Raw genomic sequence first — 26,929 nt, forward strand, 5'->3', positions numbered from 1 at the left:
GAGGCGAGTGGATTGCTGCCTAGCAATCTAAGCACTACTCGCTTAATAAAGATTCGCTCAACAAAGAGTAAAACGTTTTTAGCCGAACCCTTCGGGCAGCGTTGAAAGATCAACAGACCCTAGTATCCGTCTAATTTGCATAAAACTAATCTTTCCCAACTAATGCGCGCAATGCAGACTGACCGTCCAACGATTCACGCACCTTGGACTGCCGCATTTCAAGCTGCGCGCGATCATGACTAGATTCAAAACAACGAGCGGTCAACTCTTCAATCCACTGAAGCTGTTGGTCGAGTGCTCTCAAGCGGTTCGGGCAGGTAGTTAGACTTCCGATGGTCTCAATGGCACCAAGCATGCGTACTAGTATCGCAAGATTCTCCTCTGCGCAACTTCGGATCTGGTCGAAAGCATCGGCCAATAGACCCTCAAAGCTCGGAACAATCGCTACCATCCGCAGAGTGTCTTCCTCAAAACGATACAATGGCGGAAATTGCCGACTGGCCAATCGAGCCATAATCGAGGTTAAATAGTCCACGCACATCACTGCAGTTGAAGTGTCATTAACCCCGGGGGACAGCGCTTTTATGGCCATATCCACAATCTGTCGAATACCGAAAGCAGGGTCCTGATCCACTGTGCGATGGCGGCCAATACTGTAAGCAGCATTCAAAGCATCAATTAGTTTCTGCTCTGGCGGATAAGTAAGAGCTAGCGACACCAGAGCCGTATCTTGGACAATAAACGAGCCGATGCCCTGCTCCATCCGTACTATAGTTCTGTGGTCGCTCGCCAAACATATTAGTCTTTTGTTATTTACGCCTAAAACGTAACCACTGCGAGCTGCAGGCACTGGATACCAGACCCGCTCATCCAGAGACTTTAGTATCGGGTGTCGCATTTCATCTTCATCAAGTTCCTCATCCGGTTTTATCGGCAGCAACCTATCTATGGCAGCATTGGTTTCCTGAGCGACCGAAGCGATGATACTTGATGCCTGGATTGACAAGGCAATATGATGAATAAAATAGATAAGGACCCCCACTCCACCAAGCGACATCACAAAGGCAAAAAACACTGCTAGACTGGGCACAAATTCATCACCAACACCGCTACCACGAATGGTGCGTAATACGATAAGACAGTAAGCGAAAATGCTCGCAAAAACCCCCAGTGTTGCTTGCGTGACACTGTTACGCATAAAGTTCCTCAAAATGCGAGAGGTGTACTGGCCCGATGCTAGCACCAGGGCCAGCAGTGTCATGGAGAAAGTGATCCCCATGACAGTCATCATCGAACCTGCCAAGGTGGACAACATTTGGCGAGCGCCTTCTGCACCGACCCCAAACAGTCGTGGCCACTGAATTAGCCATTGGTTTAAACCGGCAGACTCTACTTCGATCAACACAACCGCTAAGGTCATACTGACAGCGACCATCAGTGAAGGCATGAACCAAAAGCTCGATTGCAGATTCCCCCAAAACTGTCTTAACTTAATCATGTGGCCACTCCTAATTTGAATTTTCAACATGTATCGTCGTGTTTAAGGAACTAGGCTTTCTTCTTAACCAAACTAATTATGAATAACAAAATAACAGCGCCTATAGTAGCCATAATGATAGAGCCTAATAAACCGCCTGTTGATATGCCGAGTAAGCTAAATATAAAACCACCTACTACAGCACCAACAACTCCTACAATAATATTGCCTATGACACCAAATCCTCCGCCCTTTATTATGTTGCCTGCAAGCCACCCTGCCAAGGCGCCTATTCCCAAAAATATGAGTAAACTAATAATGTCCATGTTGCACTCCTGTGCTAATTTATAGTGCGCCTATTTGGCGCAATGACCATGCTGTTTATTTGAATCTGGAGGTAGCCAACTTCAGCGAATTGCCAAGCGAGTTCCACGCACCATCCATACCTGCTTTGAGCTCCTCCCATGCACCGTCACTGGATTCCTTAAGTTCGGTAAGTTTGCTGTTGGCCGATTTTTGCATCGTTCGCAGTTCCTCGATTTGTTTGTAGTACTCAATTTGTGCATCGGCCTCCGCGTGATCAGCTTTGGCCTTGAGCTTATCGATCTCTGCGCTCCACTGGTCTAATTGTGCCTGTAGTTTTTTTTGGTAAGCTTCTTTCTTGTTCATGGTTAAACTCCTTTGTCGTTGTGAGACCTATTAGGGCCGATATTGATGTTATGGCACTTTTAATGTCGCTCATCCCTTCTGGATAGCGCTAAGATCAATCAAGATATGATCAGATCAAAAACCACAAAATAAGCAATAAAACGATACATAAAACCACAGAATCTAGAAGCTGCGGTGCTTTAATTAGATACAAGATGTCATCGATTTTCGATAACAATTTAATCCATCTAGGTCGATATTGATCCAATACGTTAACTCGTTTATCTATCGCTTTGGCCGCTCTTCTGCCACTTTCAACAGCACCTTCAATACTCCAGACTTGAGCCTGAGTCTTAGTGTGGGCTCCGGCCAAGAATAGATTAAAAACTGGAGTTTTTTGAGATGGCATAAATGCTTGAGTGTTGGTGGTGTTTACCCACTTTGGCTGTAGCGGCGTTATTCCATCACGGGAAAAGTGCCATTCATGCCACACTTCAACTTTTTCAATTGTAAAATCTTTCAACTCTTTGCCGTCATTCGCTTGTTTAATCAATTGATTTAGTGCGCCGCAACTCAAGATTTGAGCCTTCACTTCTTCGATAAATTCTTCTTTGGTGCAGAGACTGACGGGCTTATGGAATATCCTCCCAGGGAAGCCGCCAATACAAGACGTGCCAGTCCAAAGAGATTTGATGTTTTGCCCCAAATCCACTTCCTTGTCCCAAACTTGTTCTTCGGCGAACACGGTCAAATTAAATTCTGAATCACTGATCACCGCTGCAGTCCGCTTTCGAGGAAGTTTGATTTCGTCTGAAAATGCTAACCGAAAAGAGACTTGAGTGTGTGGGCCGTCTTGAACAAGCGGTGTAAACAATTTTAATTCTTCTTGACGCTCAAGCGCGGGAGTTTTACTTAAAATATCAACCATCAAGTAAGGATTGATGGCCACAACATAAATATCGCCTTTGATCTCCTCATTACCGACAAAAGCGGAGACTATTTTGCTGCCGTCGAACACTAATTTGGTGAGCGGTTTCTGCCAATAGAATTTCACGCCCTTGTGTTCAAGGTATTTAACCCAGGGATTGAACCAGTATTCACTACTGGGCCCTTTTAGGAGCAGCCAACCGTCTCCGGCACCTTGCTGCCATGCGGGTCCATCTTGATCAGATTTATGCTGGTGCGCGGGCTTTGTCGTAAATTGCTTTCTAAAAAAATCCCCTGCGGTGTGCAGTGACACGTTGGACCAATCAGAGCCAATCCAAGGACCGAAACAAGAACGCCACGCGTTATAACTTTGCACGCTAAGCATAGGTTTCCAAGCTTGAGCCGCATTCACCTTGGCATATACCACATGGCTTCGATGATTTGAGGTCCAAGTCTTTAACATTAAATAGCACGCTCTGGTAAACTCCCAATTGCTCATGCCAAACATCTTGTTAATACTTTTAAATCCCTCATCGTAAAATTGCGCCTGACCAGCATCAGGGAATATGCCAAAATCAATGGGCCGAGACAGGGCCAAATCATAAACGCTGCCCTCTTCATTGAATGGAATTTTTTTCATCAAATCAAAAACATTATGGTACCAAGGTCCCATGCCATGCCAAGAATACTCGGTCGGTATATTGTCGTGACTAAGGCGTGAACTTCTGAAGAATCCCCCCGGCTCATCAGCCGTTTCATAAACTGAAACAAGATACCCCAGTTCGGCCAGCTCATGTGCGGCGCTTAATCCGGCAATGCCAGCCCCAAATATAACGACAGATTTCATTTATTTATCTCCATGATTAAAGTTCGTCCTAGGGAGTGAGCCCCTACACAGGTGCATTCAGGCTGTCTCGGGCAGTTAGCACTAGAAGGTAGTATTTGGTTATTTTCATCCGTGGTTGTGGTTTTTTGGCTCGATAGGGTTATGTCGTAAAAATAGGATCTCAACAAGCAGAATAACCAACATGACAACACCAGCGACACCTACCACCAATGGATCGCTGTTTATCTTGATCCAGACAAAACCAGCTAGAACGATCAAGTCAAGAATAATCGCGACCATAGGGAATGCGCTTTTAGCACCCACTTCGTCTCGCAGGTGACGTAAAACCCCCCAGTGGATCGCCATGTCCATAATCAAATAAAAGATGATGCCCATGGCCGCAATCCGCGTCAGGTCAAAAAATATTGTCAACAGCAAACCTAAAATGACGGTATAAACCAGGGTGTGCTTTTGGATGCTACCGGGCATGCCAAAATGGCTGTGGGGAACGAGTTTCATATCAGTCAGCATTGCCAACATCCGCGAAACCGCAAATATACTGGCAATAACACCGCCTGCTGTTGCTATCATGGCCAAAACAACCGTAAACCAGACAGCGTATTCGCCCAGTGCAGGCCTTGCGGCTGCAGCCAACGAGTAATTTCTTGTTTCGATGATTTGCTCGAGTGATAAGTTACTTGCGACCCCAAAACCGACTAGCGTATAAATTACAACACAAAGACCGATGGAGATCATGATAGCTCGGCCCACATTTCTGTGAGGGTCAGTAAGCTCTGAACCACTATTGGTAATGGTGGTAAAGCCCTTAAAGGCCAAAATACCCAGCGCGGTTGCACCAATAAAACCAGCTATTGTTGCACCAGAAGTTGAGGCGTCTGGACTGACTGTTGAGAAATCGACTTCCACCGTGCCAGCTACCATTACACCAACGATACCGAACAAAACGATACCGCCAATCTTAATAAAGCCGAGCACCGACGCGACACCTTCGATCATCTTGTTGGCGGATAAATTGATCAGAAACGCCATCAGCAATAATCCAGCACCCAGTGTCGGCACTAACACGCTGCTATCATCGATACCAAACAGCTGTAATGTATAAGTCCCAAAGGTACGCGCCAGAAAACTCTGGGCAATCACCATAGAAAAATACATCAACAGGGAATGAAAGGCGGTTGTCACCGTGCTGCCATAGGCCTTTTTTAGGTACATGGCAATCCCACCGGCGGAAGGATAAGCATTGGACAATTTGACGTAAGAGTATGCGCTGAATAACACAACCACCGCAGCCGAAAGAAAGGCCAGCGGGAAAAGACTTCCGGTCATCTGGGCCATTTGCCCTGTCAAAGCAAATATGCCAGCACCAATCATAACGCCGGTGCCAAGCGCAACCGCACCAACTAATGTCAGACTATCTTTTTGATAATGTGACTTTTTATCTTCATGGTCATGCATACGCCCTCCGTGATTTTTCTTTTATATAAGCAACTTTTTATCCTGCTATCCTAAAGTGCCTGTTTCAACAACGAGAAAGCGAACACACCAAGTTTCATCATCGAAATAAACGTCTTTGATATGACCAATATTGCCATCTGTAGCACTGATGACATAATCCTCTATATTGTTAACGGTGCGTAACATAGGTACCGTCTCCTTCGAATGTTAAATGTCCCAACATAGAGTGATACGGAACTATTAAAAGGTAAAAGCGGCAACGCTGTCTGTACGTTATCAAACGTTGGTGTCATTTTCATGCGATTGACGAACGGCTCTGTGTCTATGTATCCGAGTTAGTTGCCAAATCAGGACTATTGATGAATGTGTTAACGCACGGACACCAGACCGAAAGCTATTCACCGTAGAAGAATCGTCGGCGATCTTGCCGACGGTTAGAAAAATGCTGGAAGAGGATATGAATACAGCCATTAAACCTTAGTTTTAGCGTTCGGTCTGACTTTGGCGTTGCTGCCGCGTAGTGGAATGGCGTGGGCTGACAGCGTGTCTCAGGAGATGACCTATTTCAGTGTCGCTTGCAGGGTAATATCCTCAACACCGGCAAGAGCCTTCGATACCGGGCAGTCACACTTTGCCGCAGCCGCAATCTCCTGAAATTTCGCCTCGTCGATGCCCGCAACCTCTGCGCTCATCGTCAACGCGATGCGGTCTATAACAAAACCTTCGCCTTGTTTAGCTAGACGTACGCTGGCCTTAGTGTCGATATTGGCGGTGGCAAACCCTGCCTTATCACAGGCGAATGAAAACGCCATAGTAAAACACGCGGCATGGGCTGCGGCTAGTATCTCTTCAGGGTTAGTGCCACTTCGGTCATCCTCGAAGCGACTACCGAAGCCGTAAGGATATTGCTTCAGTGCACCTGTCTCGGTACTTATTTTACCTTGGCCTTTCTTACCTTGACCTTGCCACTGGATAGTTGCTATTTTTTCAATCATGGTCTGTCTCCTAAATATCAAATTTCTCAAGAAGGGTCACTTTTTGACAGTAGTGGTAATTATTCCCTTGTTATTAAAGCATTTATAGCTTATCTGATTACTATAAGCCGGTTGTCACAAACAGATGTAAGCTGGTCAGTTCCGGCGCTAAGGATTGGGTAAACTGAGACGACTTATACTTTCAATGTATGTCAGTCTGGACTTGACCATAGGTATCCGTCTGTGCGATATCCAACAGATGTGACGGCTCGAAGGCACTAATCTGATTACGTGAAATAGCGCTGGGGCGTTGCAGAACCTCATGTTCCAATCGAAGACATGCTTCTCAACTTCACCTCTGTACACTTTCGTTTCAGCACCAACTTGCCTCATCTGTTGGATGCTTCAAAAGCTCTTCAATATTAGCAAGAATTACGCCGAAACCTATGTTGCCATACAATGTTTGACGCCCACCATCAAGGACATATGAAGGACTACCGTTAATGCCTTGACTCTTTGATTTTTGATAATCACCCATTAAAGATGCCATAGCAGAGCCATCACCAATGCTGGTATTGATGGTGTTTAGGTCTAGTCCATTGGCGTTAACTAAATCACAGAGGACTTCAAGGTTGCCTATATCCAAGCCATCAACAAAAAATGCGGTTCGAAATGTTAGCGCCATATCGATACTTGTCTTTTTATCATAAGTAATCTCTACCGCTTTAAGCATCAAATGCGCATTGGCTGAAGTGGTGGGTCTAACTTGCGTCCATACTTTTGGGTTTATATAAGCATAATCAAAGGCAGATGCTGACTGTTGTATGTGCTCAGCAAAGCCAATAAACCCGCCTTTTGATTGCCATTGAGTGTTTATTTTTGTCGGTACATCACCAAAAACGTCAACGTAGTAACATTTAAGTTCGATTTTGTGTCCCAATTTTTTATTAAGTTCATCAACACGTTTCTGAGCAATCCAAGCCCAGACACAAAGAATGTCAGTGTAATAATCTATGATTAAGGTTTTATCCATTTGGCATGTCACTCCTTCATCTGAGGATCTTTAATCGCACGGTACGATAACATCAGAACTTCAAATCATGTCATCAGCCAATCTGACTGTCTGTGCGACTGCGTACATATACTTATTTACAGGCATTTCTACGCCATTGTATGTACACAGGCATGTAGACATAGTGCTGAAAAGGAAGTGTTTTTGTCGTGACTGTCGATAAACTTGTTAGCAAGTTCAACCAAACGAATACAACTATGTTTGTCCTTACAGGCATCAATACTCGAAGTATCAACCGCCGTAAAACCAATGAGGTGGTAAACAGCAAACAAAGTGAGCGATGCCCTCGATTAGTGCGATTAGCAACGAAGTTAACGGGCGGAGAGCATAAAAAAGCCATTCAATGGCTTAATAAATCAGCGATTTCCCTAGCGGTAAAACGCCGTTTTATTGGTGTTTTCATAGCGATATTGGCTGCCGTAATCATAATTAATAGATTGTGCCATGTTATCGTGATGTTATTACACCCAACCGTTCATGTAGATACATACAAACTATGGTAAATTTATACTCACCTTGTATTGGCTAGTATCTTGTTGTTTTAATTGGGTAACGCTATCACAACCTATGACAGAGCAAAAAACTGAAATTGAAACCAAGGCATCATTTATGCGAAAGCAAATCGCACTCAGATAGCACGTGAACAGACCAATTTAAACACGTTTCCTACGGATCTACAGTCGGTGTCTATTTTTATGTACGGATCGCCTGGGGCCGGCAAAACAAAAGCTTCAAAAACGTTTATTGACATGTTTGATGATACGGGAACTATTAGGCTGGCCCCAGATCAGCTAAGGTTCTTTTTTCAAGAGTACACTGGTGAAAATTCATGCCTATTTCAGAAAGCTGCCAGCTTTATTATTGAGCGACCCCTAGTTTGCCACGACAGGCAGTCGCTCAGGTGGTAGAGATGCACTGGGCCAAGTAAGGCGCCGTTCGGCTCGCCGGGTGGGCGGCCACTGCATGGGGCGTGCCAGCGACCACTATACAGCCTCCCTTATCACCGCCTTCAGGGCCGATGTCAATAACCCAGTCGGCGGCAGCAACCACGTCCATGTCGTGTTCGACCACGATCACGGTATTGCCGGCATCGACGAGCCGGTTGAGCTGGGCGAGCAGCAATAGCACGTCGGCAGGATGCAACCCTGTTGTGGGCTCGTCGAGAATGTACAGCGTATGGCCGCGGCGTGCCCGCTGCAGCTCGGTCGCGAGTTTGATGCGTTGCGCCTCTCCTCCGGAAAGCTCGGTGGCGGGTTGGCCGAGTCGTAGGTAGCCGAGCCCCACCTCACTAAGGGTTTTAAGGCTGCGCAATGCCGAGGGTACATCGGCGAGAAACACCATTGCCGCATCCACTGTAAGCCCAAGCACCTCGGCTATATTCTTGTTACAGTATGTCACTTCGAGGGTCTCAGGGTTGTACCGCGTGCCATCGCAGTCGGGACAGGGCGAGTAACTGCCAGGTAAAAAAAGCAGACCGACCGCCACAAATCCCTCGCCAAGGCAGGTCTCGCAGCGGCCACCCGGCACGTTGAACGAGAACCGGCTAGCGCCGAACTTTCGGCTCCGAGCCTCGGGGGTAGCGGCGAATGTGGTGCGCACGGCATCGAACAGGCCTGTATAGGTGGCGAGGTTAGATCTCGGTGTGCGACCGATTGGTTTCTGGTCAACGCGCACCAGTCGATCGATCAGATCCGCGCCGTTGATCGCTTCAACGGTGGTGATTTCGACGGGTTTAGGCTCGGGTTGTTCATCCTTCTCCCCGGCCACCGAGGCTGTGGATGCGTTCCCGTCACTGGGATCCAGATCAGGATGAAGGTGCAGGCCAACAGTCTCGGCAAGCACCTGGCTCACTAGAGTGGACTTGCCTGAGCCCGATACACCCGTGACCGCGGTCAGTATGCCGAGCGGAAACTCAGCGTCGAGTCCGCGTAGGTTATGGCGGGTGATACCCGTCAGGCCAAGCCAACCGAGCGGTTGTCGCAGCTCGCGTGCAGCCGGGACTGGACGCTCGCTTGCAAAGAGAAATTTTCGCGTGATCGAGGCCGGTACATCTTTGAGTCCAGCCGTAGGTCCACTGTAGAGGACCACTCCGCCCTGCTCTCCCGCATGTGGGCCGACGTCGATGACCCAGTCGGCGCGGCGTACCACGTCCATATTGTGTTCCACGATAAAAACTGAGTTACCACTAGATTTGAGCTCGTCGAGTACGGCTAGGAGCGGCTCGGCATCGGCCGGGTGAAGCCCAGCGGAAGGCTCGTCGAGTACGTAGATTACGCCAAAAAGCCCAGAGCGCAGCTGGGTGGCAATGCGCAGCCGCTGCATTTCACCAGGAGAGAGCGTGGGTGTTGCGCGGCCTAGACTTAGGTATCCGAGGCCGAGATCGAGCAACACGTCGAGGCGGCGAGTGAGATCCTTGGTGATAGTCGCACCCGGGGTATTGGCGGCCGCCGGACGGTCAAGCACGTGGCGGAGCTCAGTGAGCGACAAGCTGTTGAGCTCGGCTATGGTGCGGCCGTTAAAGGTAACGGCGAGTGCTTCGCTGCGCAGTCCGCTACCCGCGCATATTAGGCATGGCCCTGATTCAACATATTTCAGTACACGGTTACGCACCGAAGCGCTTTTTGAATCGGCGAGCGTGTGCATCACATAACTCTGCGCGCTCCAGAACTTCCCCTTGTAAGGCCGGGGCCGTTCTCGCTCCGGCATGATGTCGACAACAGGTTGTTCCTCGGTGAACAAGATCCAATCGCGATCGGCGCGGGACAGCTGTTCCCAAGGTATGTCCACATCATGGCCAAGCGCAGTGAGGATGTCGCGCAAGTTCTTACCCTGCCACGCCCCAGGCCAAGCCGTGACGGCGCCTTCGCGGATGCTCAGTGAAGGGTCGAGCACCAGCGATGCCTCGGTGACTGTGTGCGCGGTTCCGAGTCCCTGGCATTTAGGGCAAGCGCCCATGGCGGTGTTGGGTGAAAAGGAGTCCGACTCGAGGCGCAAAGCCCCATCAGGGTAAATACCTGTACGGGAATAAAGCATCCGCAGAGAATTCGAGAGAGTAGTGACTGTGCCTACACTTGAGCGTGAGTTGGGTGTACCTCGGCGCTGCTGGAGTGCGACGGCTGGCGGCAATCCAGTAATTTCGTCCACCTGAGGCGTATGGCCTTGCTGGATCAGACGCCGGGCGTACGGCGCAACGGACTCGAAGAAACGTCGCTGGGCCTCTGCGAAAATGGTGCCAAAAGCTAGCGAGGATTTGCCGGAGCCGGACACCCCTGTGAAGGCAACTATCGAGTCCCGGGGTAGATCCACGTCGACGTTCTGTAGGTTATTCTCTCGGGCGCCGCGCACGCGCACGAACCCCTTGGGTATGGAGTGCGAAACTGATGTTGGTGTTGGGGAAGTGTCAACTGGCAAATCAAGACTGCCACTATTCTTTGCTTTATTCATGCTTAAAGACCCCTTAGGTTAATTCTTGTCTAGATGTGCAGGATATGATGGGACTTGCAGAATATGATTGCTTCTACTGGCATTAATGCGGAATTCTCAGCCTATGTTGCCATTTATTTCATGGCACAATAATAACAATAATCAAGCCATAAATGGCTAGTTTACTCAGTCAGGATGAACAGAGTTCATGGTATGCTCTTAACCAAGAGCATAAGATCACTATCTCAATTAAAATATGCCACCCATTTTTAAGATAACACATAACGCCTTTCGTTTTTGAGTTGCCAACACCTGCTATGTTTTCTTAACGTACAGATTCAACCGAGTGATTTGAAAAATGTTTACTCAATGGCCACAAAATGACTCATTAGTTAAAACCAAGGCAACCTATTTCGGCATATTCACCTTGAGGATTATATATTTCTACTAGCCTGCACAACTCAGAAACTGAGGTAATAGCATTTTGGAATCTTTCCCACATATTTTTAAATCAGTCATTTGAATTTAAAAACTCCTTAGCTTTAGCAATCGAATAATTTACCGCTTGAGCCAATTCGAGCTTTGGCGGCATGACGAGTTCATTAGGATCGATATGGACATCGATCACACAGGCATTTTTGCTAGCAAATGCTTCTCCCAACGCTTTTACTAGCAGCTCAGGGCGATCTACACTCCAACCTTCACCACCGCATAAGCGAGCAAACTCTGAAAAGTCTGGATTTTTTAATGCTGTTTTATAATTAGGGTAACCGCTGCTTTCTTGCTCTAGTTGAATTAACCCTAGCTTGGCGTTGTTAAAAATAATAACCTTTATGGGTAATGTTAGATTGACTGCAGTAATAAACTCTTGCATTAACATGCTAAAACCACCGTCACCAATAAGGACTACCACCTGCCGCTCAGGAAATTTCAATTGTGCGCCTATCGCACCAGCCATGCTAAATGCCATTGTGGCCAAGTTGCCTGATAGGGTAAATAATTGTTGTTCAGTAACGGGTAGATGTCGTGCGACCCATGCGGTCACTGTACCCGTGTCACAGAGAAAAATGGCATCTTTGTTCGCAAGCTCGCCGACGGTTCGAGCCAGGCACTGGGGTTTTATTGGCATATCTTGCGAGCTTTCTGCTTCGCTTTGCTCTTCTGACCAACTCCTTTTCTGACGCCGACATTCAGTAAGAAAGTTGTCGTTTTCTTTTTGAGGTAAATCAACGATTAATTGGTCTAGTACTTCACTTACATCTCCAACTATCGATACATCCACAGGGCAACGTCGACCAATATGTCGAATTTCTTTATCCACCTGAATAACTTTGGCTTTTCCTGGATAATATTCTTTGTAGGGAAAATCAGTACCCAGCATCACAAGTAAATCACAATTATTCATTGCATCAACAGATGGCCGCGTACCAAGTAGGCCAAGCCCTCCTAAGGAATATTCATGCTCATCCGGAAGTAGTACTTTGGCTTTTAGTGTTCTGATAAGTGGGGCGTTGCATTTTTTCAACAAAATAAGTACCTGTTGACGTGCTGGTATAGCCCCAACACCCGCTAGAACAACAATTTTTTCAGCTTGCTCAATTAAGCTAATTGCACTGTTTAATGCTGATGCTAAAGGTTTAGTTGGTCCCGTTTCAGCGCCCGCTATTGGATGACCCGTAATGTCAGCTTCAACTTGCTCAGTGGCAACATCAGCAGGCAGTGCAATATGAGCAACCCCTTTTTCAATCAGCGCGCTATTACACGCTTGCTGAATAATCTCGGGAACACGATCTGAGGCAAATAAGGTTTGATTAAACACAGCCACATCAGAAAACAGAACTGATGAATTAATTTCTTGATGCGAGTGATTACCCATTTCACTGCGTGGTAACTGTCCGGTTATTGCAAGAACGGGGGCATGGTCGAGCTTAGCGTCATACAGACCATTGAGCAAATGTATGGCCCCACCTCCAGCAGTACCAACACAAACGGCAAGTTTACCGGTTAATTTTGCTTGGGCTGATGCGGCGAATGCCCCGCTTTCTTCATGGCGAACTTGTATAAATTCGATTTCTCCATGGCGGCGTATGGCGTCCATCAAATCATTAATAGCATCCCCAGGAATACCAAAGACATGACGGACTCCGTATTGATAAATCGTCTCTACGATGTGATCGACCACTTTGCGTTTTTTTATTGCAGCCATAAATATCTCTCTCCGTTTAAAATAAGCTTTACGAAACACACTTAATTAAGCAAATTAATAGGTTACTGAATTTAATAGCATTATTTTAATAGCATTTTATTAATGGTTAACTATTTATTTAAGATCCAATAACACATCATACTGTGCTATGAACTTTGACTCTGTGCGTCACCGTACCCTCTGGCTTTTGCTTTCTCACGAATGTTGACAAGTTAAATACAATTGACCGTTTTTTAAAGTAACGTTATCTCAAATGATAAACCCTAGCAGAAAATAATTTAGCCTATTCGCCATGTCGCTCGATTTAACCATTCTTGAAAATTATCTCGCGTGCGCTGGCGAACAGACGCCGGGAACAGTTACGATTTATGCTTAGAGACATCTAATCGATTCGCGTAAGGCTGGGACGATATTCGATCTTATCTGTAACTTAGCAGAGTGGCCCAGTGACTCGACAAAGGAGAAATACGATGAAGACGAATGAAGGTATGCTCGATCGCTCGCTCCGCGTTACCGCCGGGCTAGTTCTTATTGGACTTGCTGCCACCGACACAATTGGCATATGGGGCTATATTGGCGTTGTGCCGCTGCTTACAGGAGCGGTAGGCTTGTGTCCTCTATATTCGCTCCTAGGCATAAACTCCTGTTCGGTGAGTAAGCGCTGAATCTGATCCACAGCGAATGCCCTGCTATCGTGAAACACCATGTAAAAATCCTAACAGGACTCGCGTTCATGGTACGACTCTTCTGTTCGCGAGGTTAAGTTCTGTTCGCGCGGTTAAGTTAGCGATCTCGGAACTGTACTGCTTAAACACCCGAGGTCATTGTTACTGCCAACAGATATCTAATCGCAAGTTCTACGACGTTATTTTATTCAGCATTTTTTATAAAAAGGCCTGCTATGAAAGTCATTGCATCACCCCCCCCAATTAATCCTTGTGAAGAGTCATGTGTTAAAATGGCACTTATTGCAGAAGGTGGTGGGCAACGAGGAATATTCACAGCCGGTGTATTAGATGCGTGGTTAGAGAATGATTTTGATCCTTTCGATTTATTTATAGGGGCGTCTGCAGGCTCACAAAATATTACAAGCTTTTTATCTCGTCAGAAAGGTTAGCCAAGAGATTAATTGGTGAATTAACACGTCGTAATAATTTTTACAAACTAGGCCGTGGATTAGCAGGTGGCAATGCTATTGATTTGGATTGGTACTTTGATAAAACCATTCAAGGTAATTTTGCATTAGACTTTACGACAGCAACTAAATCATTGGGTCAACGAGAATTATTGTTCAGCGCAACGAATTCACGCGATAGACAAGGCTATTTCTTAAGCCCAAACGGTCATACAAGTCACTGGCGCCAATTACTTAAAGCCTCGAGTGCATTTCCTTTTTTGTATAAACAAGGGGTCAAACTCACACCTAGGCAGGCCTTTAGCTCAACAAATAAGGCCAAAGCAAACGTTGATGACCATAAAACAGACATCTACCTTGACGGTGGACTTGCTGAGCCTTTACCTGTGAGAGAATCCTATCGCCGTGGTGCTAAAAAAATTGTGGTTATTCGAACGGTGAATGCCGACTGTCATACTCAGGCTGCTTGGGTACGTAAACTTAAGTCATGGATTTACGTGTCCGGGTATTGCCCAAAAATGATTGATTATTTGGTACAGCATGAGCAAGCTTATCAAAAAGAACTCGCCTTTATCACTAACCCTCCTGAAGATGTCGAAATTATTCAAATTTTTGCGGAAGACAATCTTCAAAGTAAATTGTTAGGGAGTACTGATATGGATTTACAACATGATTATCTTGCCGGTATCACTGCGGGTAATGTTTTTTTGGAGACTCAAAAACGTTTTGTGCTGTAAACACTAAGCATAATCTAAGCATAATCAAATTAATTTATACCTGTTTTGTAAACCAGTAGAATGAATCTTACTAGGCAATAAAAAACATTTTTTAATGCCATAACAGCGATGCATTAAACTAAAAGTGTTAACCACTTCAAGTACCACATAATACTCTTCTATTAACGTAAACGATGCTGCAATATCGGTGACATTCATGTTAACCGACTTGTGATGTCTCATTGAGTCATTTTTTTCGTTTGTTTGAACCAATGAATCTAAGATATAACGCCCCCAAAAATGCAGACATAACCGATGCGACCAAGATGGATGTTTTTGCGTTATGGAGATGTTCAGGTTGCCCGTCAAACCCCAGTGTCGCAATAAATGTGGACATGGTGAAGCCTATCCCGGCTATCAGTGAAGCACCAATAATGTGTTGAATATTAACTCCCTTGGGTAATTTACCTATTTTGTAGTGCAGGCCCAACCAGCACGCGCCGGAAATGCCAATAAATTTACCTACTACGAGGCCAAAAATAATCCCTAATCCAACTGGGTATTGGAGGCTGTCGATAAACGAACTAAAACTAAACACTACGCCAGCATTAGTCAACGCAAACAGCGGTAAGATGAAGAGTGCTACAGGTATATGCAGTACATCTTCCCAACGACGCAGAGGAGTCCCCGCATGTTCTGCTAAATCGCGCACTTCCAGTACCTGTTTATGGTCCTCCTGACTACCAAGAACGTCCACCTCTTCTATTTCTTGCTGAAGAGAGCTGATTGTTGTTTTAGCCTTATCAAGCGATTGTGCCGGCGCCAACTTCGGCCGTGCTGGTACCGTCAATGCGATTGCAACGCCAGCAACAGTGGCATGAACACCAGACATGAGCATCATCCACCAGGTTGCAATTCCGATGATAATATAGAAAATTGGCTGTCTTACGCCCGCGTAGTTAGCTACTGCCAAAAAAGTAATAAGTGAACATGCGCTAAACAGATATATTACGGATATTTCCTGGGTATAAAATAGTGCAATAACGAGTATAGCCCCAACATCATCAACGATGGCGAGCCCAACTATGAAAGCCAAAAGACTGGCAGGTATGTATTTTCGCACAATGGTAAGTACACCTAGCGCAAACGCGGTATCAGTTGCCATTGGGATACCCCAACCGATCTGTGAATCAAGTCCCCAATTGAACAAGGTATAGATCGTAGCCGGTAAAATCATTCCGCCTATGGCACAAATAATCAACATGCGTCGATTTTCCGGTTTAGCGAGGTCTCCGGCTAACACCTCGCGTTTGATTTCGAGACCAATCAATAAGAAAAATATCACCATTAAACCATCATTAATAATGTGTTTAAGTGAAGATCGTAACTCAACATCACCCAAAAATATTCCAATCGGGGTGTGCACAAGATCTAAGTAGGTAGAAGAATAGGCTGAATTTGCCCACCATAGGGCCAAGATTGTCGATAACAGAAGAAACAGACTGGAGGTAGTCTGAGCTCGAATAAAACCCGAAAATGGTTCGTGCATATATTCCAAACCACGCTGCAATATATTTTTAGATTCGTTTGCCATATTAATCACCTGTCATCATCTCGCCTAAGAAGTATATTTATCTTCAGAGTAGAAAATATTTTTAGGCTTTAGGAGTTCGAACAAATACTATAAATTGCGTTTGTTCGATTGTTTTATAACTACTTTATTGAACAAAAACGCTTTACGGAAAATAAAACTGCAAGACCCTGAACTCATAGAGCCCGCATACATGAAAAATGCGTTATGGAGCCAAGCTACATTGCTGTAAACGTAGGGGCTGCGCCTATCAATACTGTAAACAGCATATTGAGCAGTAAAATAGACCACATTAAACCGTGCTGCGGTTTTCGCTATGCTTCTTGGCCATGAAGGACGGGGCATGTCGTCGCGGAGATCGGCCATTATCATGTAGGTGGCTGAATGCGAAACTCATTAGGCAAGTCTCCTGCTATTTTGAACGGCGCGAAAGCTGAAACTTGAACACTGTTTTTGATGTCTATCATTTTCACGTGAATTCTTGGAGAAAAATAAAAGGCGGGAAATAAAAACCGTGGTTCCCGCTCAAGTCTTAAGATGGCATGAGTAGAATGCCATCTTTGTTTAGCGCTACAACAAGACTTTAGTGTCCTGTACCTGTTGGCGGAGTTTGAGACCATTCCTGCATAGCTTGGTCTCCTGGACGATCAACTTTAACTTTATCGCCCTCAGTTGAGGTTACCCAGCTTAATGGAATGTAATGGTGTTGACCGCTCTTGTCTTTTTTAAGCTTGAGGGTATCAGTGCCCTCCATATGATCTACAGTAGCAAATTGACCATCTTCGGAGCAGACAACAGGCATATCAGGTTTAATTTGGTTGGTTTGAATCATAGTTTCCCCTCAGAGCTCAGTACAAGCTCTTCTATTTATAAATGAGCAATCAGTCATCTGACAAACTTCAGAAAGCGGAATTGTCTTGGACTTTAACTGAAATTGTTGGTTACTTAATGTTCCCAATCGCACAGTAAAATCATACCCATAAAACTAAATGCAGTCTGTTCGGCAACGAACAGACTGCATTTCCAAGTCCTCTTATACAATGTTTTTGAATCAATAAGATTAGCCAAATCTTGGGTGACTCGGCCAATCAATCAAAACTGAACGCTACGAAAATATGAGTACGACAATCACATGTTCGTTGTTTTAGTCGGAGTTTGATCAGCGGTATTATCCTGCCCCTCAAGATCTGAAGTATCAATCTTCTTCGCCAGGACGATATAGAAAGCAGGCAACACATACATAGTTAACAAAGTACCGATACCGAGTCCTGTAGCAATGGTTATACCAATCGCAAAACGCGACTGTGCTCCGGGGCCCGCTGCAATTAACAGCGGGATCATGGCGACGATAAGCGCCAGCGAAGTCATGATAATAGGGCGAAGTCGGATCGCTGCAGCTTCGATTACCGCATCGCGCTTGTTGCGTCCCCTTTCCTGAAGTGTGTTGGCAAATTCCACGATAAGAATACCGTTCTTCGCTACCACGCCAATCAATGTTATCAGACCAACCTGTGTGTAGATGTTCATCGACGCAAAACCAAGCATAATGAAGGCCATTGCCCCTGCAATTGACATCGGCACCGATATTAAAATGATAAGAGGATCACGCCAGCTCTCAAATTGCGCAGCAAGCACCAGATAGATAACGAGTAGCGATAAAAAGATAGTCACGATTAACGCACTGCCAGAATTTTCGAACTGTCTAGACTCGCCCTTAAAATCATAGCTGAAACCCCGAGGTAGTATATCGACCGCCTTGGTTTTCATGAAACTGATGGCATCTCCCATCGACACTGATGGCGCTGGAATGCCTTCGATCGTGACCGAATTCAGCTGATTGAATTGTGTTCTGGATGAGGGTTCTACATCATGCTCGAAGCTAACGACCGAGCCGAGCGGAACTAAATCGCCAGAGTCGGCGCGGATGAAATAATCGTTGAGCGCCGTTGCTGTTTGGCGCGCGTAGCGCTCAACCTGGGGAATAACCTCATACGAGCGCCCCTCCATGTTAAAACGACTAATAAACCCGCCGCCAAGCATACCGCCAAGCGCCTGACCGATTTCCTGCATCGACAAACCGAGATCGGCTACGCGTTCGCGGTCGACCTTTACTCGGGTGACGGGCTTATCGATGTCGATCGATTTCTGCACGAATGTGAAGTTGCCGCTCTGCATGGCAGCCCCTACGAATTCATCTGCTATTTGATCGAGTTGAGTAAAATCACTGCCCGAAGTTAACACAAACTGAAAGGGTAGACCGCCACTCGAGCCAGGCAAGGATGGAATTGGGAATAAAGCTGTTTTCAAACCAGTAATCCCTGCCACAGAAGACTGCAGTTGAGGCATGATATCAAACTGCGATATATCTCGTTCGCTCCAAGGCTTCATTTTAAAACCGCCAAACACCGCATTGGGACTCGTCATACCAACCAGCATGAACGTCTCGTCGTAGCCTGGTACCTGCTCGAAGGCTGTCTGCATTTCTGTGCCATACTTCTGCAGGTATTCGAGTGTGGCTGTCTGCGGTCCTTTACCCTGAAACAGAATGATGCCACGGTCCTCAGTCGGTGCAAGCTCTTTCTGGCTTAGCATCATCATAAAAAAGATCGACACTAGTACGACTAGCGCAAACATGATTACAGGCGAGACGGCCTTGACCATGATAGCCAGCGAGCGCTGATAAGTATTGGCGAGTCGGTCGAACAAACTTTCGATTGCACTCTCGAAGCGGGTCGACTCTCCATGTGGTTTGAGAACCTTACTGGCCAGCATAGGCGATAACGTCAAGGCAATGATGCCTGAAATGACGACGGCACCAGCGAGCGTGAAAGCAAACTCGGTAAAAAGCGAACCAACCAGCCCACCCATGAAGCCAATAGGCGCGTAGACTGCAACCAAGGTTATCGTCATGGCGATAACTGGATTGGCCATTTCTCGAGCACCGATCAGCGCCGCGTCCTTCTTTGATTTACCATCAACGATATGCCGGTGTATGTTCTCGACAATGATGATAGCATCGTCGACAACCAAGCCTATAGCCAGCACAAGTGAGAGCAGCGTCAGCAAATTGAGCGAGAAACCCAGCACAAGCATGATGAAAGCTCCACCGATGAGCGAGAGCGGTACTGCTATTGAGGGAATGATTGCCGCTCGCAGAGATCCTAGGCATAGAAATACGATGACAAGAACGATACCCACAGCCTCGATAAGCGTCTTGATCACCTCATTAATTGAATCATCAATAAATGCTGATGCATCGTAGGGGAGTTCAACCTGCAGACCCGAGGGCAGCTGGGACTTTATATCCGGCAGGAGTTCTTTAACACGTTCTGCCACAGACAGTGGATTAGATCCCGGAGATAGATTAATGGCTACGTAGGTTGAAGGTTTACCCTTATACAGTGCTATGTTCTCGTAGGTTTGTGATCCGAGCTCTACCCTGGCGATATCCTTGAGACGAACGACAGTATCTTCGGTCGATTTAATTATCAGATTCTCGAACTGTTTGGTGTTTGCAACGTCAGTATTCGTAGTGAGATTGATCTTGATGAATTCATCTTTGGTTTGCCCAACCGCAGAAATATAGTTGTTCTGACGCAGGGTTTGAGCAATATCTGTCGAGGTGAGATTAACCGCTGCAAGTCTTTGAGGATCGAGCCAGACTCTCAGCGCAAAGCGACGCCCCAGCAGTTCGGCCTTGGCTACACCGGATAGGGCTTGTAGTTTAGGCTGTACTTCTCGGGCAAGATAATCTGAGATCTGTGGGACTTGCATGGTATCGCTAAAGAAAGCGATGTACATGAGCGCGCGACCTTCTCCCGTCGTCGAGTTGATAACAGGGTCCTGAGCCTCGTCAGGTAACTCGTTACGCTGACTGGCAACTTTAGATTGAATCTCCGCTAGTGCGTCATTAGCATCGTAGTTGAGTTCCATCTGTGCCTCGATGGTTGAAAAACCTTGTATGCTCGATGAGCTCAGAAAGTCTATGCCCTTTGCTTCGGCAATAGCCTGCTGCAAAGGTTGGGTAATGAATCCCTGGATCAATTCACTGCTGGCGCCTGGATATGCAGTAGTAACGGTGACTTTAGTGTTTTCCAATACAGGGTATTCGCGGATCTCCATCTCCATAATAGAGCGAATCCCAACCAGTAATATTAGTAGACTAACAACAATGGACAGAACAGGCCGTTGTATAAAAATGTCTGTAAAACGCATGTTTATTTAACTCCTGTACTGTCTGCAATCTTGTCTTTTTGCTTTATTTTCACTCGCTGACCAGCCCTCAAGCGCAGCAAACCAGAGGCAATGATACGTTCACCGGGTTCTAACCCTTTGTTAATTTCAGTCATGCCATCCCGTGTAACGCCTGTTTCCAAAGTCCGCTGCTCAGTCACCAGCTGGCCTTTTTCATTTTTAGTTAATGCATAGGCGAAATCGCCGTAGGTGTTGAAAGACAGTGCTATGTTTGGAATTGCAATGACCTGCCTTTCACCCTTTGCTATGGTTCTAATGGTAGCGAACATCCCCGGTTTGAGGCTTTGTTGGGGGTTTAGAAGTTGGGCGCGCAGCTTTACTGTGCGTGTCTCTGGCGTGATAGAGCTATTAATTGCGGTAATTGTTCCCTTGAATACCTCTGAGCCAGTTGCCGCCACGGTGACTTCAACGAGATCACCAATATCAACGCTGGCCAGTTCCTGTTCAGACAGAGTATATTCGACCAGAATTGGATTAAGCATATTGATTTCAACGACAGGTGTACCCACAGCTAAGTATTCACCTATATCCGCTAGACGTAGCCCTACTATGCCGTCGAAGGGAGCCGTGAGTATTTTTTTACCAAACTGGGCCTCGGCTTCTTTTACTCGTGCTCTGGCTACATCTAGCGCAGCCTTTGTTTCGTCTAAGGCGAACTGTGACACAGCCCGTTTGGAAATCAAGTCTGAGTTATGTTGAAATGCTTTCGAAGCAAGCTGTGCCTCAGCTAGACGTGTTGTAAGAGCGGCTTGCTCTATATCGCTGTTTAGGCGGATCAGGATATCGCCTTTTTTGACGGATTGACCCGATTTGAACAAAACTTTTGTCACCACACCGGGCAATTCATTGGCTATCATGACGCCATTGATAGCTCTGATGCCACCGATTGATTGGATACTCGGTTGCCAAGATACTCTAGAGACCTCTGTAGTTTCAACGACGGTTGCGGGGCGTGGCTGAGAGAATTTGGCCTGCATTTGGTTTATTTGATAGAACTTGTAACCGAAGATGCTGCCGATGACGACAAGGAGCAGAACGATAGCAATTGCGAAGCGTGAGAAAGTGCCCATTCAATCAGTATCCTTTTTAGTTAATATATAATAAGTAAATAACGTTAATAATCTGCCCATTTAATTTCAAAAACTTGGTAGTTTGAAACGCTCAATTTACTTATTTGAAGCTCTCAACATCCACGATGTTTTTTCATGTATTCGCATTCGATCAGATACAAGAGATACCGTTGATTCGTCGTCTGATTGATGGGCCACTTTTAAAACATCACGAGCGGTCTGTATAATTTTTTCGTGACCAACGAGTAATACTTCAATCATTTCCGTTGCATTCGGAACACCATCTACCTCATGGATTGAACTTAACCTGGAAAATTCTTTATAAGTACCTGGCGCAGCAACATCGAGAGTTCGAACACGTTCAGCTATATCGTCTACAGCAATGGCCAATTCCATATACTGCTCTTCAAACATCAAGTGCAGCTCCCTAAACCTCACCCCAGTCACATTCCAGTGAAAGTTATGCGTCTGTAAATAAAGCGTATAAGTATCGGCTAATAACTTCTTTAACCCTTCAGCGATTTCGCTTCTATCTTTTTTATCAATGCCAATATTAATGTTGCTCATATTAAATTTCCTTTTAGTTTATTAATGGATATATTCATACTGATTTTTCTGAATGCTGAATTTAAAAAATTTAAAAATCCAGCTAGCACTTATTCCTTACACGTATTAATTTGTATATTGTATAGCGTAGGTGATTGACCGTTGTCCCAGTAATAAAGCTCAACGTCGTTCCTTAAACCAAGACGAAATGACATGGCCGAGTATTAATATTCTTTACTGAAATAAAAGCAGAGTAAGAAAAGTATTTTCCCGTAACACCAAACAACACTTTACTCCATTACGGACTTAAGCTCTGTGCGATATCGAACCAACAATAATGCCTAGTGGATTAACATGAGGAATGGGGATATTGAATAAAGATTTATTAATCGCAATAAGAATAGATTCATCACCGTAACCTACTGCGAATAGACCTTAGCTGGGTAGTCGCTTAATCCTGTTGGTTGAGTCGTTCACTCATTTAATCAGGCTTAATTTTTTGCCAAAATGAAATGTAAAAAACAATATAAACCCCATCAAGTTAGGTTCGCACCGAAAGTATTATCTGTTGTCACTCATTAGCCCTTTTATCAGTTGTGACAAATAAACCTAAACATTAGGAGAATAAATCATCAACTTTTCAGTTGATGATTTATAAATATTTTGAATTTTTGTTTAAAAATAACATTCAAAAATAGTTAGTTCTCTTCATCCAAAGTCATCAGCGACGTGTTACCACCAGATGCGGTAGTATCAATGCTAATGGCTTTTTCTGTTAATAAACGTTGAATGAGATTATCAAAATATTCTGAACTGATCATTGGTAAAATTGCCCCTTGACGTTCGGCTAATCTGTCACTGATATAATTTTTTCGGCCGCAATGACTATCAATAACGACTCCTGATAACGCAGGATGCGCCAACAAAGTGGTTAAATGACATAAGCGGGTAATTTGAAAAACATTCTCATCTGCGCCTGTTGTAACGAACTTATCTCTAATGGCGAGCGCCTGATCATAAAATAAATCAGAAACGACCGAGATAACGGTATTTCCGGTTGCCAAAGCCGTTACAATTGAGAGTATCCAAAAGTGAAAAGTCACATTTTCATCAGCAAAGCAGATGATATTACCGCGATTTTCCAAATAGAGTATATTAGACTCACCTGTTGGACCTGGAAGCGTTGTTGGCTTTTGCAGATGTTTTTCAACACACACTAATTGTGAATTAGCCACTGTCAAAGTACTATTTAAGTCATCGGCTAAATCATCAACAATATCGATATCAGCCATTTCGGCTAACATTTGACTCACAAAAGAAATACGCTGATCTAACTCGGTCAAGCGCCAGGTTTTTTCTGCTATATCCGCCCTATCCATCATTAATTCTGCTTCTGCTTTCGATCTCGAATCGCTCACTAAAGCATCAACTTGCGATGGTAATAAGTTAAATTTATCGGCATCGGGAGTGGCTTTCTCTTTCACTAGACGTGTTAAATAATATGGCCCACCCGCTTTTGGCCCTGTACCTGAAAGACCACGCCCCCCAAAAGGTTGCACCCCCACAATAGCGCCAATCATATTGCGATTTACATATACATTACCTGCACGCGATAGTGTCGCCAAATGAAAAGCTCGCTGTTCAATCCGCGTATGAATACCCATCGTTAAACCGAAACCGGTGCCATTAATATCATCAATGACTTTTTCTATTTCATCGCCTTTAAAACGAATAATATGAACACAGGGACCAAATACTTCATGCTTGAGCACACTAATATTGTCTATTTCATAAAGTCGCGGCGCAAAAAAGAAATGTTCGTTTTCTGCTATTTCATTTGTCTCGTTCGATATCGCGCATTGGTACAATAATTGACCATGAGTTTTCATATAGTCACTGTGAGCATTGAGTGAATCTAGCGCTTTTTGATCAATGACGGGACCTACATCAGTGCTGAGTTTTTCTGGATTACCCACATGCAATTCTGCTAATGCGCCTTTAAGCATTGTAATAACAGTATCGGCAATATCTTCTTGCAAAAATAATACCCTGAGCGCAGAACAACGCTGACCTGCAGACTGAAATCCTGAAGAAATAACATCATCAATCACTTGCTCAGGCAAAGCTGTGGAGTCAACTATCATACAGTTTTGACCGCCTGTTTCAGCAATAAAAGGGACTTTTGCGCCGTCTCTATCAGCCAAAGTTTGCGAAATAATAGTCGCTGTTTTAATCGAACCCGTAAAAATGACCGTTTGAATATGTGCATTAGGAATAATAATACTTCCCACTTCACTACCCTTGGCAATAACCGCTTGTACAACGCCATGAGGTAATCCAGCAGACGTCATTAGTTCAATAGCGCGCAATGCAATTAAACTTGTTTGCTCGGCTGGTTTTGCCAGCACCGTATTACCAGTAGAAATGGCAGCTGTCACTTGCCCTATAAATATCGCTAACGGGAAGTTCCAAGGGCTGATACATAACACCACCCCTCGGGCTTCTAAACGATCATCTTCTGCAAGTACTATCGCTTGTTGTGCATAATATCGACAAAAATCAACAGCCTCTCTGACTTCATCTATACCATCTTGAGTCGTTTTTCCCGCTTCTTTGATGCATAAGGCAATGAGCTCGTCCCTATGATGTTCGAGAATATCGGCGATACTGCATAATAAGGTTGCGCGTTCAGATACTGGCTTTTGTGACCATGAGGCAAATGCAGTTTGAGCCGTATCGATCATCGCGAGCATGTCATCTTTGCTATGATGTCGCTGGAAACCAATGATGTCACTTTGTTTTGCTGGGTTTCTAATGGCTACAGCCCCCTCTGGTGTATCACTTTCAGAAAACTGGTTATTTTTAACCCAGTTGTCTAGTGATGTTTTTAGCGGGGTTACCATATTTATGTCGGTTAAATCTAAGCCCTTGGAATTATCTCGACCAACACCATTTTCATCATGGTACAAGGCAATAGGTTTGATAATCTGGCCGTTATATTTGTCTGTTAAGCGATGCATTTTTTTAACCGGGTCTTCAAGTAAAGATTCGACCGGTTGAGACTCATCAATAATGGCATTAACAAAAGAAGAATTAGCGCCATTTTCTAACAAACGACGGACTAAATAGGCTAGTAGCTCTTTATGAGGACCAACCGGTGCATAGACGCGACATTGAACATTTTCACTGGCAACAACTTGATCATATAAAGAACCACCCATGCCATATAAACATTGAAATTCAAAACTTGTTTTGTCATTGCCCGCCAGTTCAAGAATAGTCGTCACTGTGTAAGCATTATGTGTCGCAAACTGTGGATAGAGAGTATCTCTATATTCTAATAATTTTTTTGCACAGGCGAGGTAAGAAACATCAGTGGAAGCCTTGCGAGTGAATACCGGAAAATGCTCATAGCCACCTTTTTGAGTGTTTTTAATCTGAGTATCCCAATAAGCACCTTTAACTAAACGCACCATCATTTTTCGGCCAACACGAATGGTTAGCTCATGTAACCAATCAATGATAAAAATAGCCCGTTTTTGATAAGCTTGCAGAGCCATCGAAAAGCCATTCCAACCCGCTAATTCGTCATCACTAAATACCGCCTCAATAACATCAAGGGACAAATCTAATCGCTCAGATTCTTCCGCATCAACCGTTAAACCAATATTGTATTTTTTAGCTTGCAAACAAAGCGCTTTAAGTTTGGGAACAGCTTCAGTCATTACCCGTTGTCTTTGCGCAAATTCGTAACGAGGATGAATAGCAGAAAGCTTAACTGAGATACCAGGAACTCTACGAGGATCGTTCTTACCTGACGCGAGTGAAACCGCGCCAATAGCATCTATGGCAACTTGATAAGCTTTAAAATATTTATCAGCATCACCCATGGTGCGCGCACCCTCACCTAGCATATCGTAAGAATATACGAAGCCTTGCCGATCTTGTTTGGTAGCATGCTCTGTTGCAGCTTGAATCGTTTCGCCCATAACAAACTGCTCACCCATAATTTGCATGGCATAGTTCATTGCTTTACGAATGACAGGCTCACCTAAACGACCAATAATCTTTTTCAATAAATCAAAACTATCTTTTTCGCGTTCATCAGCATAATCAACCATAGTGCCGGTAACTAATAACCCCCACGATGAGGCATTAACAAACAGTGAATCACTGCTGCCCAAATGACTTCGCCACTCACCTTGAGAAATTTTGTCGCTAATGAGGGCATCTTGAGTGTGCTTATCTGGTACACGTAATAAGGCCTCTGCCAAACACATCAACACCACACCTTCTTCACTGGATAATGTGTATTCTGCCAGTAGGGCATCTACAGCACCGTTACCTGATTCGTCTCTACGTATTTTTAATGATATTTTACGTGCCTTTTCCCACGCTCTGCTGGCAGCTTCATCTTTAACGTCTGCTAACGGTAAAATATGCTCTACCGCAACACTTTCATCAATACGATAGAACTCGCGAATTTTTTGACGAATAGGAGAGTCCGTAATGTTCGAATTATTAAAAAGCATGTGCTTCACCTCAGCATGAATAAATTGTATTTTGCAATGACTGGAGACATTTGATA

At 45.0% G+C, this 26,929-nt stretch carries 19 protein-coding genes and 1 pseudogene; 4 read left to right on the plus strand and 16 right to left on the minus strand.

What is annotated here, in order from left to right:
• Positions 1 to 145 precede the first annotated feature (145 nt).
• The 8 genes from EGC86_RS10300 to EGC86_RS10335 all read right to left on the minus strand — a co-directional run bounded on the left by EGC86_RS10300 (position 146) and on the right by EGC86_RS10335 (position 7,361).
• Positions 146 to 1,498, minus strand: coding sequence for a DUF2254 domain-containing protein (locus EGC86_RS10300; protein ID WP_123777472.1), 1,353 nt, complete (start codon positions 1,496 to 1,498; stop codon positions 146 to 148).
• Between the two features lie 50 nt (positions 1,499 to 1,548).
• The gene (locus tag EGC86_RS10305; RefSeq protein ID WP_123777473.1) at positions 1,549 to 1,803 is read right to left on the minus strand and encodes a GlsB/YeaQ/YmgE family stress response membrane protein; all 255 of its coding nucleotides are present in this window, start codon (positions 1,801 to 1,803) and stop codon (positions 1,549 to 1,551) included.
• Between the two features lie 55 nt (positions 1,804 to 1,858).
• Complete coding sequence (locus tag EGC86_RS10310; RefSeq protein ID WP_123777474.1) at positions 1,859 to 2,146, minus strand: sll1863 family stress response protein; 288 nt, start codon at positions 2,144 to 2,146, stop codon at positions 1,859 to 1,861.
• 109 nt (positions 2,147 to 2,255) lie between these two features.
• Positions 2,256 to 3,899 (minus strand): FAD-dependent oxidoreductase, encoded by a 1,644-nt coding sequence (locus EGC86_RS10315; RefSeq protein ID WP_123777475.1) that lies wholly within the window; start codon positions 3,897 to 3,899, stop codon positions 2,256 to 2,258.
• A 105-nt stretch (positions 3,900 to 4,004) separates the two neighbouring features.
• Positions 4,005 to 5,354 carry an APC family permease gene (locus tag EGC86_RS10320; protein WP_123777476.1) on the minus strand — a complete coding sequence of 450 codons (1,350 nt, stop codon included), beginning with the start codon at positions 5,352 to 5,354 and terminating at the stop codon, positions 4,005 to 4,007.
• 45 nt (positions 5,355 to 5,399) lie between these two features.
• Positions 5,400 to 5,540 (minus strand): PRC-barrel domain-containing protein, encoded by a 141-nt coding sequence (locus tag EGC86_RS10325; protein ID WP_242445210.1) that lies wholly within the window; start codon positions 5,538 to 5,540, stop codon positions 5,400 to 5,402.
• A gap of 374 nt (positions 5,541 to 5,914) precedes the next feature.
• Positions 5,915 to 6,349 (minus strand): OsmC family peroxiredoxin, encoded by a 435-nt coding sequence (locus EGC86_RS10330; RefSeq protein ID WP_123777477.1) that lies wholly within the window; start codon positions 6,347 to 6,349, stop codon positions 5,915 to 5,917.
• A gap of 352 nt (positions 6,350 to 6,701) precedes the next feature.
• Complete coding sequence (locus tag EGC86_RS10335; RefSeq protein ID WP_123777478.1) at positions 6,702 to 7,361, minus strand: DsbA family oxidoreductase; 660 nt, start codon at positions 7,359 to 7,361, stop codon at positions 6,702 to 6,704.
• Between the two features lie 236 nt (positions 7,362 to 7,597).
• On the opposite strand from EGC86_RS10335, the gene EGC86_RS10340 reads away from it, so the two are divergent.
• Both EGC86_RS10340 and EGC86_RS21225 read left to right on the plus strand, forming a co-directional pair.
• Positions 7,598 to 7,903, plus strand: coding sequence for a hypothetical protein (locus tag EGC86_RS10340; protein ID WP_123777479.1), 306 nt, complete (start codon positions 7,598 to 7,600; stop codon positions 7,901 to 7,903).
• A 192-nt stretch (positions 7,904 to 8,095) separates the two neighbouring features.
• Complete coding sequence (locus EGC86_RS21225) at positions 8,096 to 8,308, plus strand: zeta toxin family protein (RefSeq protein WP_425376038.1); 213 nt, start codon at positions 8,096 to 8,098, stop codon at positions 8,306 to 8,308.
• Here EGC86_RS21225 and EGC86_RS10350 read toward each other — a convergent pair.
• Both EGC86_RS10350 and EGC86_RS10355 read right to left on the minus strand, forming a co-directional pair.
• Positions 8,298 to 10,844 (minus strand): excinuclease ABC subunit UvrA, encoded by a 2,547-nt coding sequence (locus EGC86_RS10350; protein ID WP_123777480.1) that lies wholly within the window; start codon positions 10,842 to 10,844, stop codon positions 8,298 to 8,300. The two genes, EGC86_RS21225 and EGC86_RS10350, sit on opposite strands and share 11 nt — an antisense overlap.
• Positions 10,845 to 11,334: 490 nt before the next feature.
• Entirely contained in the window at positions 11,335 to 13,029 is a 1,695-nt protein-coding gene (locus EGC86_RS10355) for a thiamine pyrophosphate-dependent enzyme (protein ID WP_123777481.1), read from the minus strand.
• Between the two features lie 470 nt (positions 13,030 to 13,499).
• Between EGC86_RS10355 and EGC86_RS10360 the strand changes: the two genes are divergently transcribed.
• Both EGC86_RS10360 and EGC86_RS10365 read left to right on the plus strand, forming a co-directional pair.
• Positions 13,500 to 13,694 (plus strand): YgaP family membrane protein, encoded by a 195-nt coding sequence (locus tag EGC86_RS10360; protein ID WP_101088290.1) that lies wholly within the window; start codon positions 13,500 to 13,502, stop codon positions 13,692 to 13,694.
• Positions 13,695 to 13,930: 236 nt separating this feature from the next.
• Positions 13,931 to 14,901: pseudogene (locus EGC86_RS10365) on the plus strand (patatin-like phospholipase family protein).
• 226 nt (positions 14,902 to 15,127) lie between these two features.
• Here EGC86_RS10365 and nhaA read toward each other — a convergent pair.
• The 6 genes from nhaA to putA all read right to left on the minus strand — a co-directional run bounded on the left by nhaA (position 15,128) and on the right by putA (position 26,873).
• Positions 15,128 to 16,474, minus strand: a complete 1,347-nt coding sequence (gene nhaA / locus EGC86_RS10370) for a Na+/H+ antiporter NhaA (RefSeq protein WP_123777482.1) — start codon at positions 16,472 to 16,474, stop codon at positions 15,128 to 15,130.
• Positions 16,475 to 17,054: 580 nt separating this feature from the next.
• Positions 17,055 to 17,303 (minus strand): DUF2171 domain-containing protein, encoded by a 249-nt coding sequence (locus EGC86_RS10375; protein WP_123777483.1) that lies wholly within the window; start codon positions 17,301 to 17,303, stop codon positions 17,055 to 17,057.
• Positions 17,304 to 17,599: 296 nt separating this feature from the next.
• On the minus strand, positions 17,600 to 20,686 hold the full coding sequence (locus EGC86_RS10380; RefSeq protein ID WP_123777484.1) for an efflux RND transporter permease subunit: 3,087 nt from the start codon (positions 20,684 to 20,686) through the stop codon (positions 17,600 to 17,602).
• 2 nt (positions 20,687 to 20,688) lie between these two features.
• Positions 20,689 to 21,795, minus strand: a complete 1,107-nt coding sequence (locus EGC86_RS10385; protein WP_123777485.1) for an efflux RND transporter periplasmic adaptor subunit — start codon at positions 21,793 to 21,795, stop codon at positions 20,689 to 20,691.
• Between the two features lie 96 nt (positions 21,796 to 21,891).
• Positions 21,892 to 22,362, minus strand: coding sequence for a Dps family protein (locus EGC86_RS10390; RefSeq protein WP_123777486.1), 471 nt, complete (start codon positions 22,360 to 22,362; stop codon positions 21,892 to 21,894).
• Between the two features lie 677 nt (positions 22,363 to 23,039).
• A complete protein-coding gene (gene putA / locus EGC86_RS10395) occupies positions 23,040 to 26,873 on the minus strand; it encodes a bifunctional proline dehydrogenase/L-glutamate gamma-semialdehyde dehydrogenase PutA (protein ID WP_123777487.1) in 3,834 nt (1,277 codons plus the stop codon).
• Positions 26,874 to 26,929 lie beyond the last annotated feature (56 nt).

Origin of the sequence: Shewanella frigidimarina (assembly GCF_003797125.1) — a bacterium.
In the GTDB taxonomy this organism is placed as follows: domain Bacteria; phylum Pseudomonadota; class Gammaproteobacteria; order Enterobacterales; family Shewanellaceae; genus Shewanella; species Shewanella frigidimarina.

Excerpts from the sequence above, each read along its gene's own strand:
- EGC86_RS10300 (WP_123777472.1), bottom strand. The coding sequence starts at position 1,498 with ATGATTAAGTTAAGACAGTTTTGGGGGAATCTGCAATCGAGCTTTTGG.
- EGC86_RS10305 (WP_123777473.1), bottom strand. The coding sequence starts at position 1,803 with ATGGACATTATTAGTTTACTCATATTTTTGGGAATAGGCGCCTTGGCA.
- EGC86_RS10310 (WP_123777474.1), bottom strand. The coding sequence starts at position 2,146 with ATGAACAAGAAAGAAGCTTACCAAAAAAAACTACAGGCACAATTAGAC.
- EGC86_RS10315 (WP_123777475.1), bottom strand. The coding sequence starts at position 3,899 with ATGAAATCTGTCGTTATATTTGGGGCTGGCATTGCCGGATTAAGCGCC.
- EGC86_RS10320 (WP_123777476.1), bottom strand. The coding sequence starts at position 5,354 with ATGCATGACCATGAAGATAAAAAGTCACATTATCAAAAAGATAGTCTG.
- EGC86_RS10325 (WP_242445210.1), bottom strand. The coding sequence starts at position 5,540 with ATGTTACGCACCGTTAACAATATAGAGGATTATGTCATCAGTGCTACA.
- EGC86_RS10330 (WP_123777477.1), bottom strand. The coding sequence starts at position 6,349 with ATGATTGAAAAAATAGCAACTATCCAGTGGCAAGGTCAAGGTAAGAAA.
- EGC86_RS10335 (WP_123777478.1), bottom strand. The coding sequence starts at position 7,361 with ATGGATAAAACCTTAATCATAGATTATTACACTGACATTCTTTGTGTC.
- EGC86_RS10340 (WP_123777479.1), top strand. The coding sequence starts at position 7,598 with ATGTTTGTCCTTACAGGCATCAATACTCGAAGTATCAACCGCCGTAAA.
- EGC86_RS21225 (WP_425376038.1), top strand. The coding sequence starts at position 8,096 with ATGTACGGATCGCCTGGGGCCGGCAAAACAAAAGCTTCAAAAACGTTT.
- EGC86_RS10350 (WP_123777480.1), bottom strand. The coding sequence starts at position 10,844 with ATGAATAAAGCAAAGAATAGTGGCAGTCTTGATTTGCCAGTTGACACT.
- EGC86_RS10355 (WP_123777481.1), bottom strand. The coding sequence starts at position 13,029 with ATGGCTGCAATAAAAAAACGCAAAGTGGTCGATCACATCGTAGAGACG.
- EGC86_RS10360 (WP_101088290.1), top strand. The coding sequence starts at position 13,500 with ATGAAGACGAATGAAGGTATGCTCGATCGCTCGCTCCGCGTTACCGCC.
- nhaA (WP_123777482.1), bottom strand. The coding sequence starts at position 16,474 with ATGGCAAACGAATCTAAAAATATATTGCAGCGTGGTTTGGAATATATG.
- EGC86_RS10375 (WP_123777483.1), bottom strand. The coding sequence starts at position 17,303 with ATGATTCAAACCAACCAAATTAAACCTGATATGCCTGTTGTCTGCTCC.
- EGC86_RS10380 (WP_123777484.1), bottom strand. The coding sequence starts at position 20,686 with ATGCGTTTTACAGACATTTTTATACAACGGCCTGTTCTGTCCATTGTT.
- EGC86_RS10385 (WP_123777485.1), bottom strand. The coding sequence starts at position 21,795 with ATGGGCACTTTCTCACGCTTCGCAATTGCTATCGTTCTGCTCCTTGTC.
- EGC86_RS10390 (WP_123777486.1), bottom strand. The coding sequence starts at position 22,362 with ATGAGCAACATTAATATTGGCATTGATAAAAAAGATAGAAGCGAAATC.
- putA (WP_123777487.1), bottom strand. The coding sequence starts at position 26,873 with ATGCTTTTTAATAATTCGAACATTACGGACTCTCCTATTCGTCAAAAA.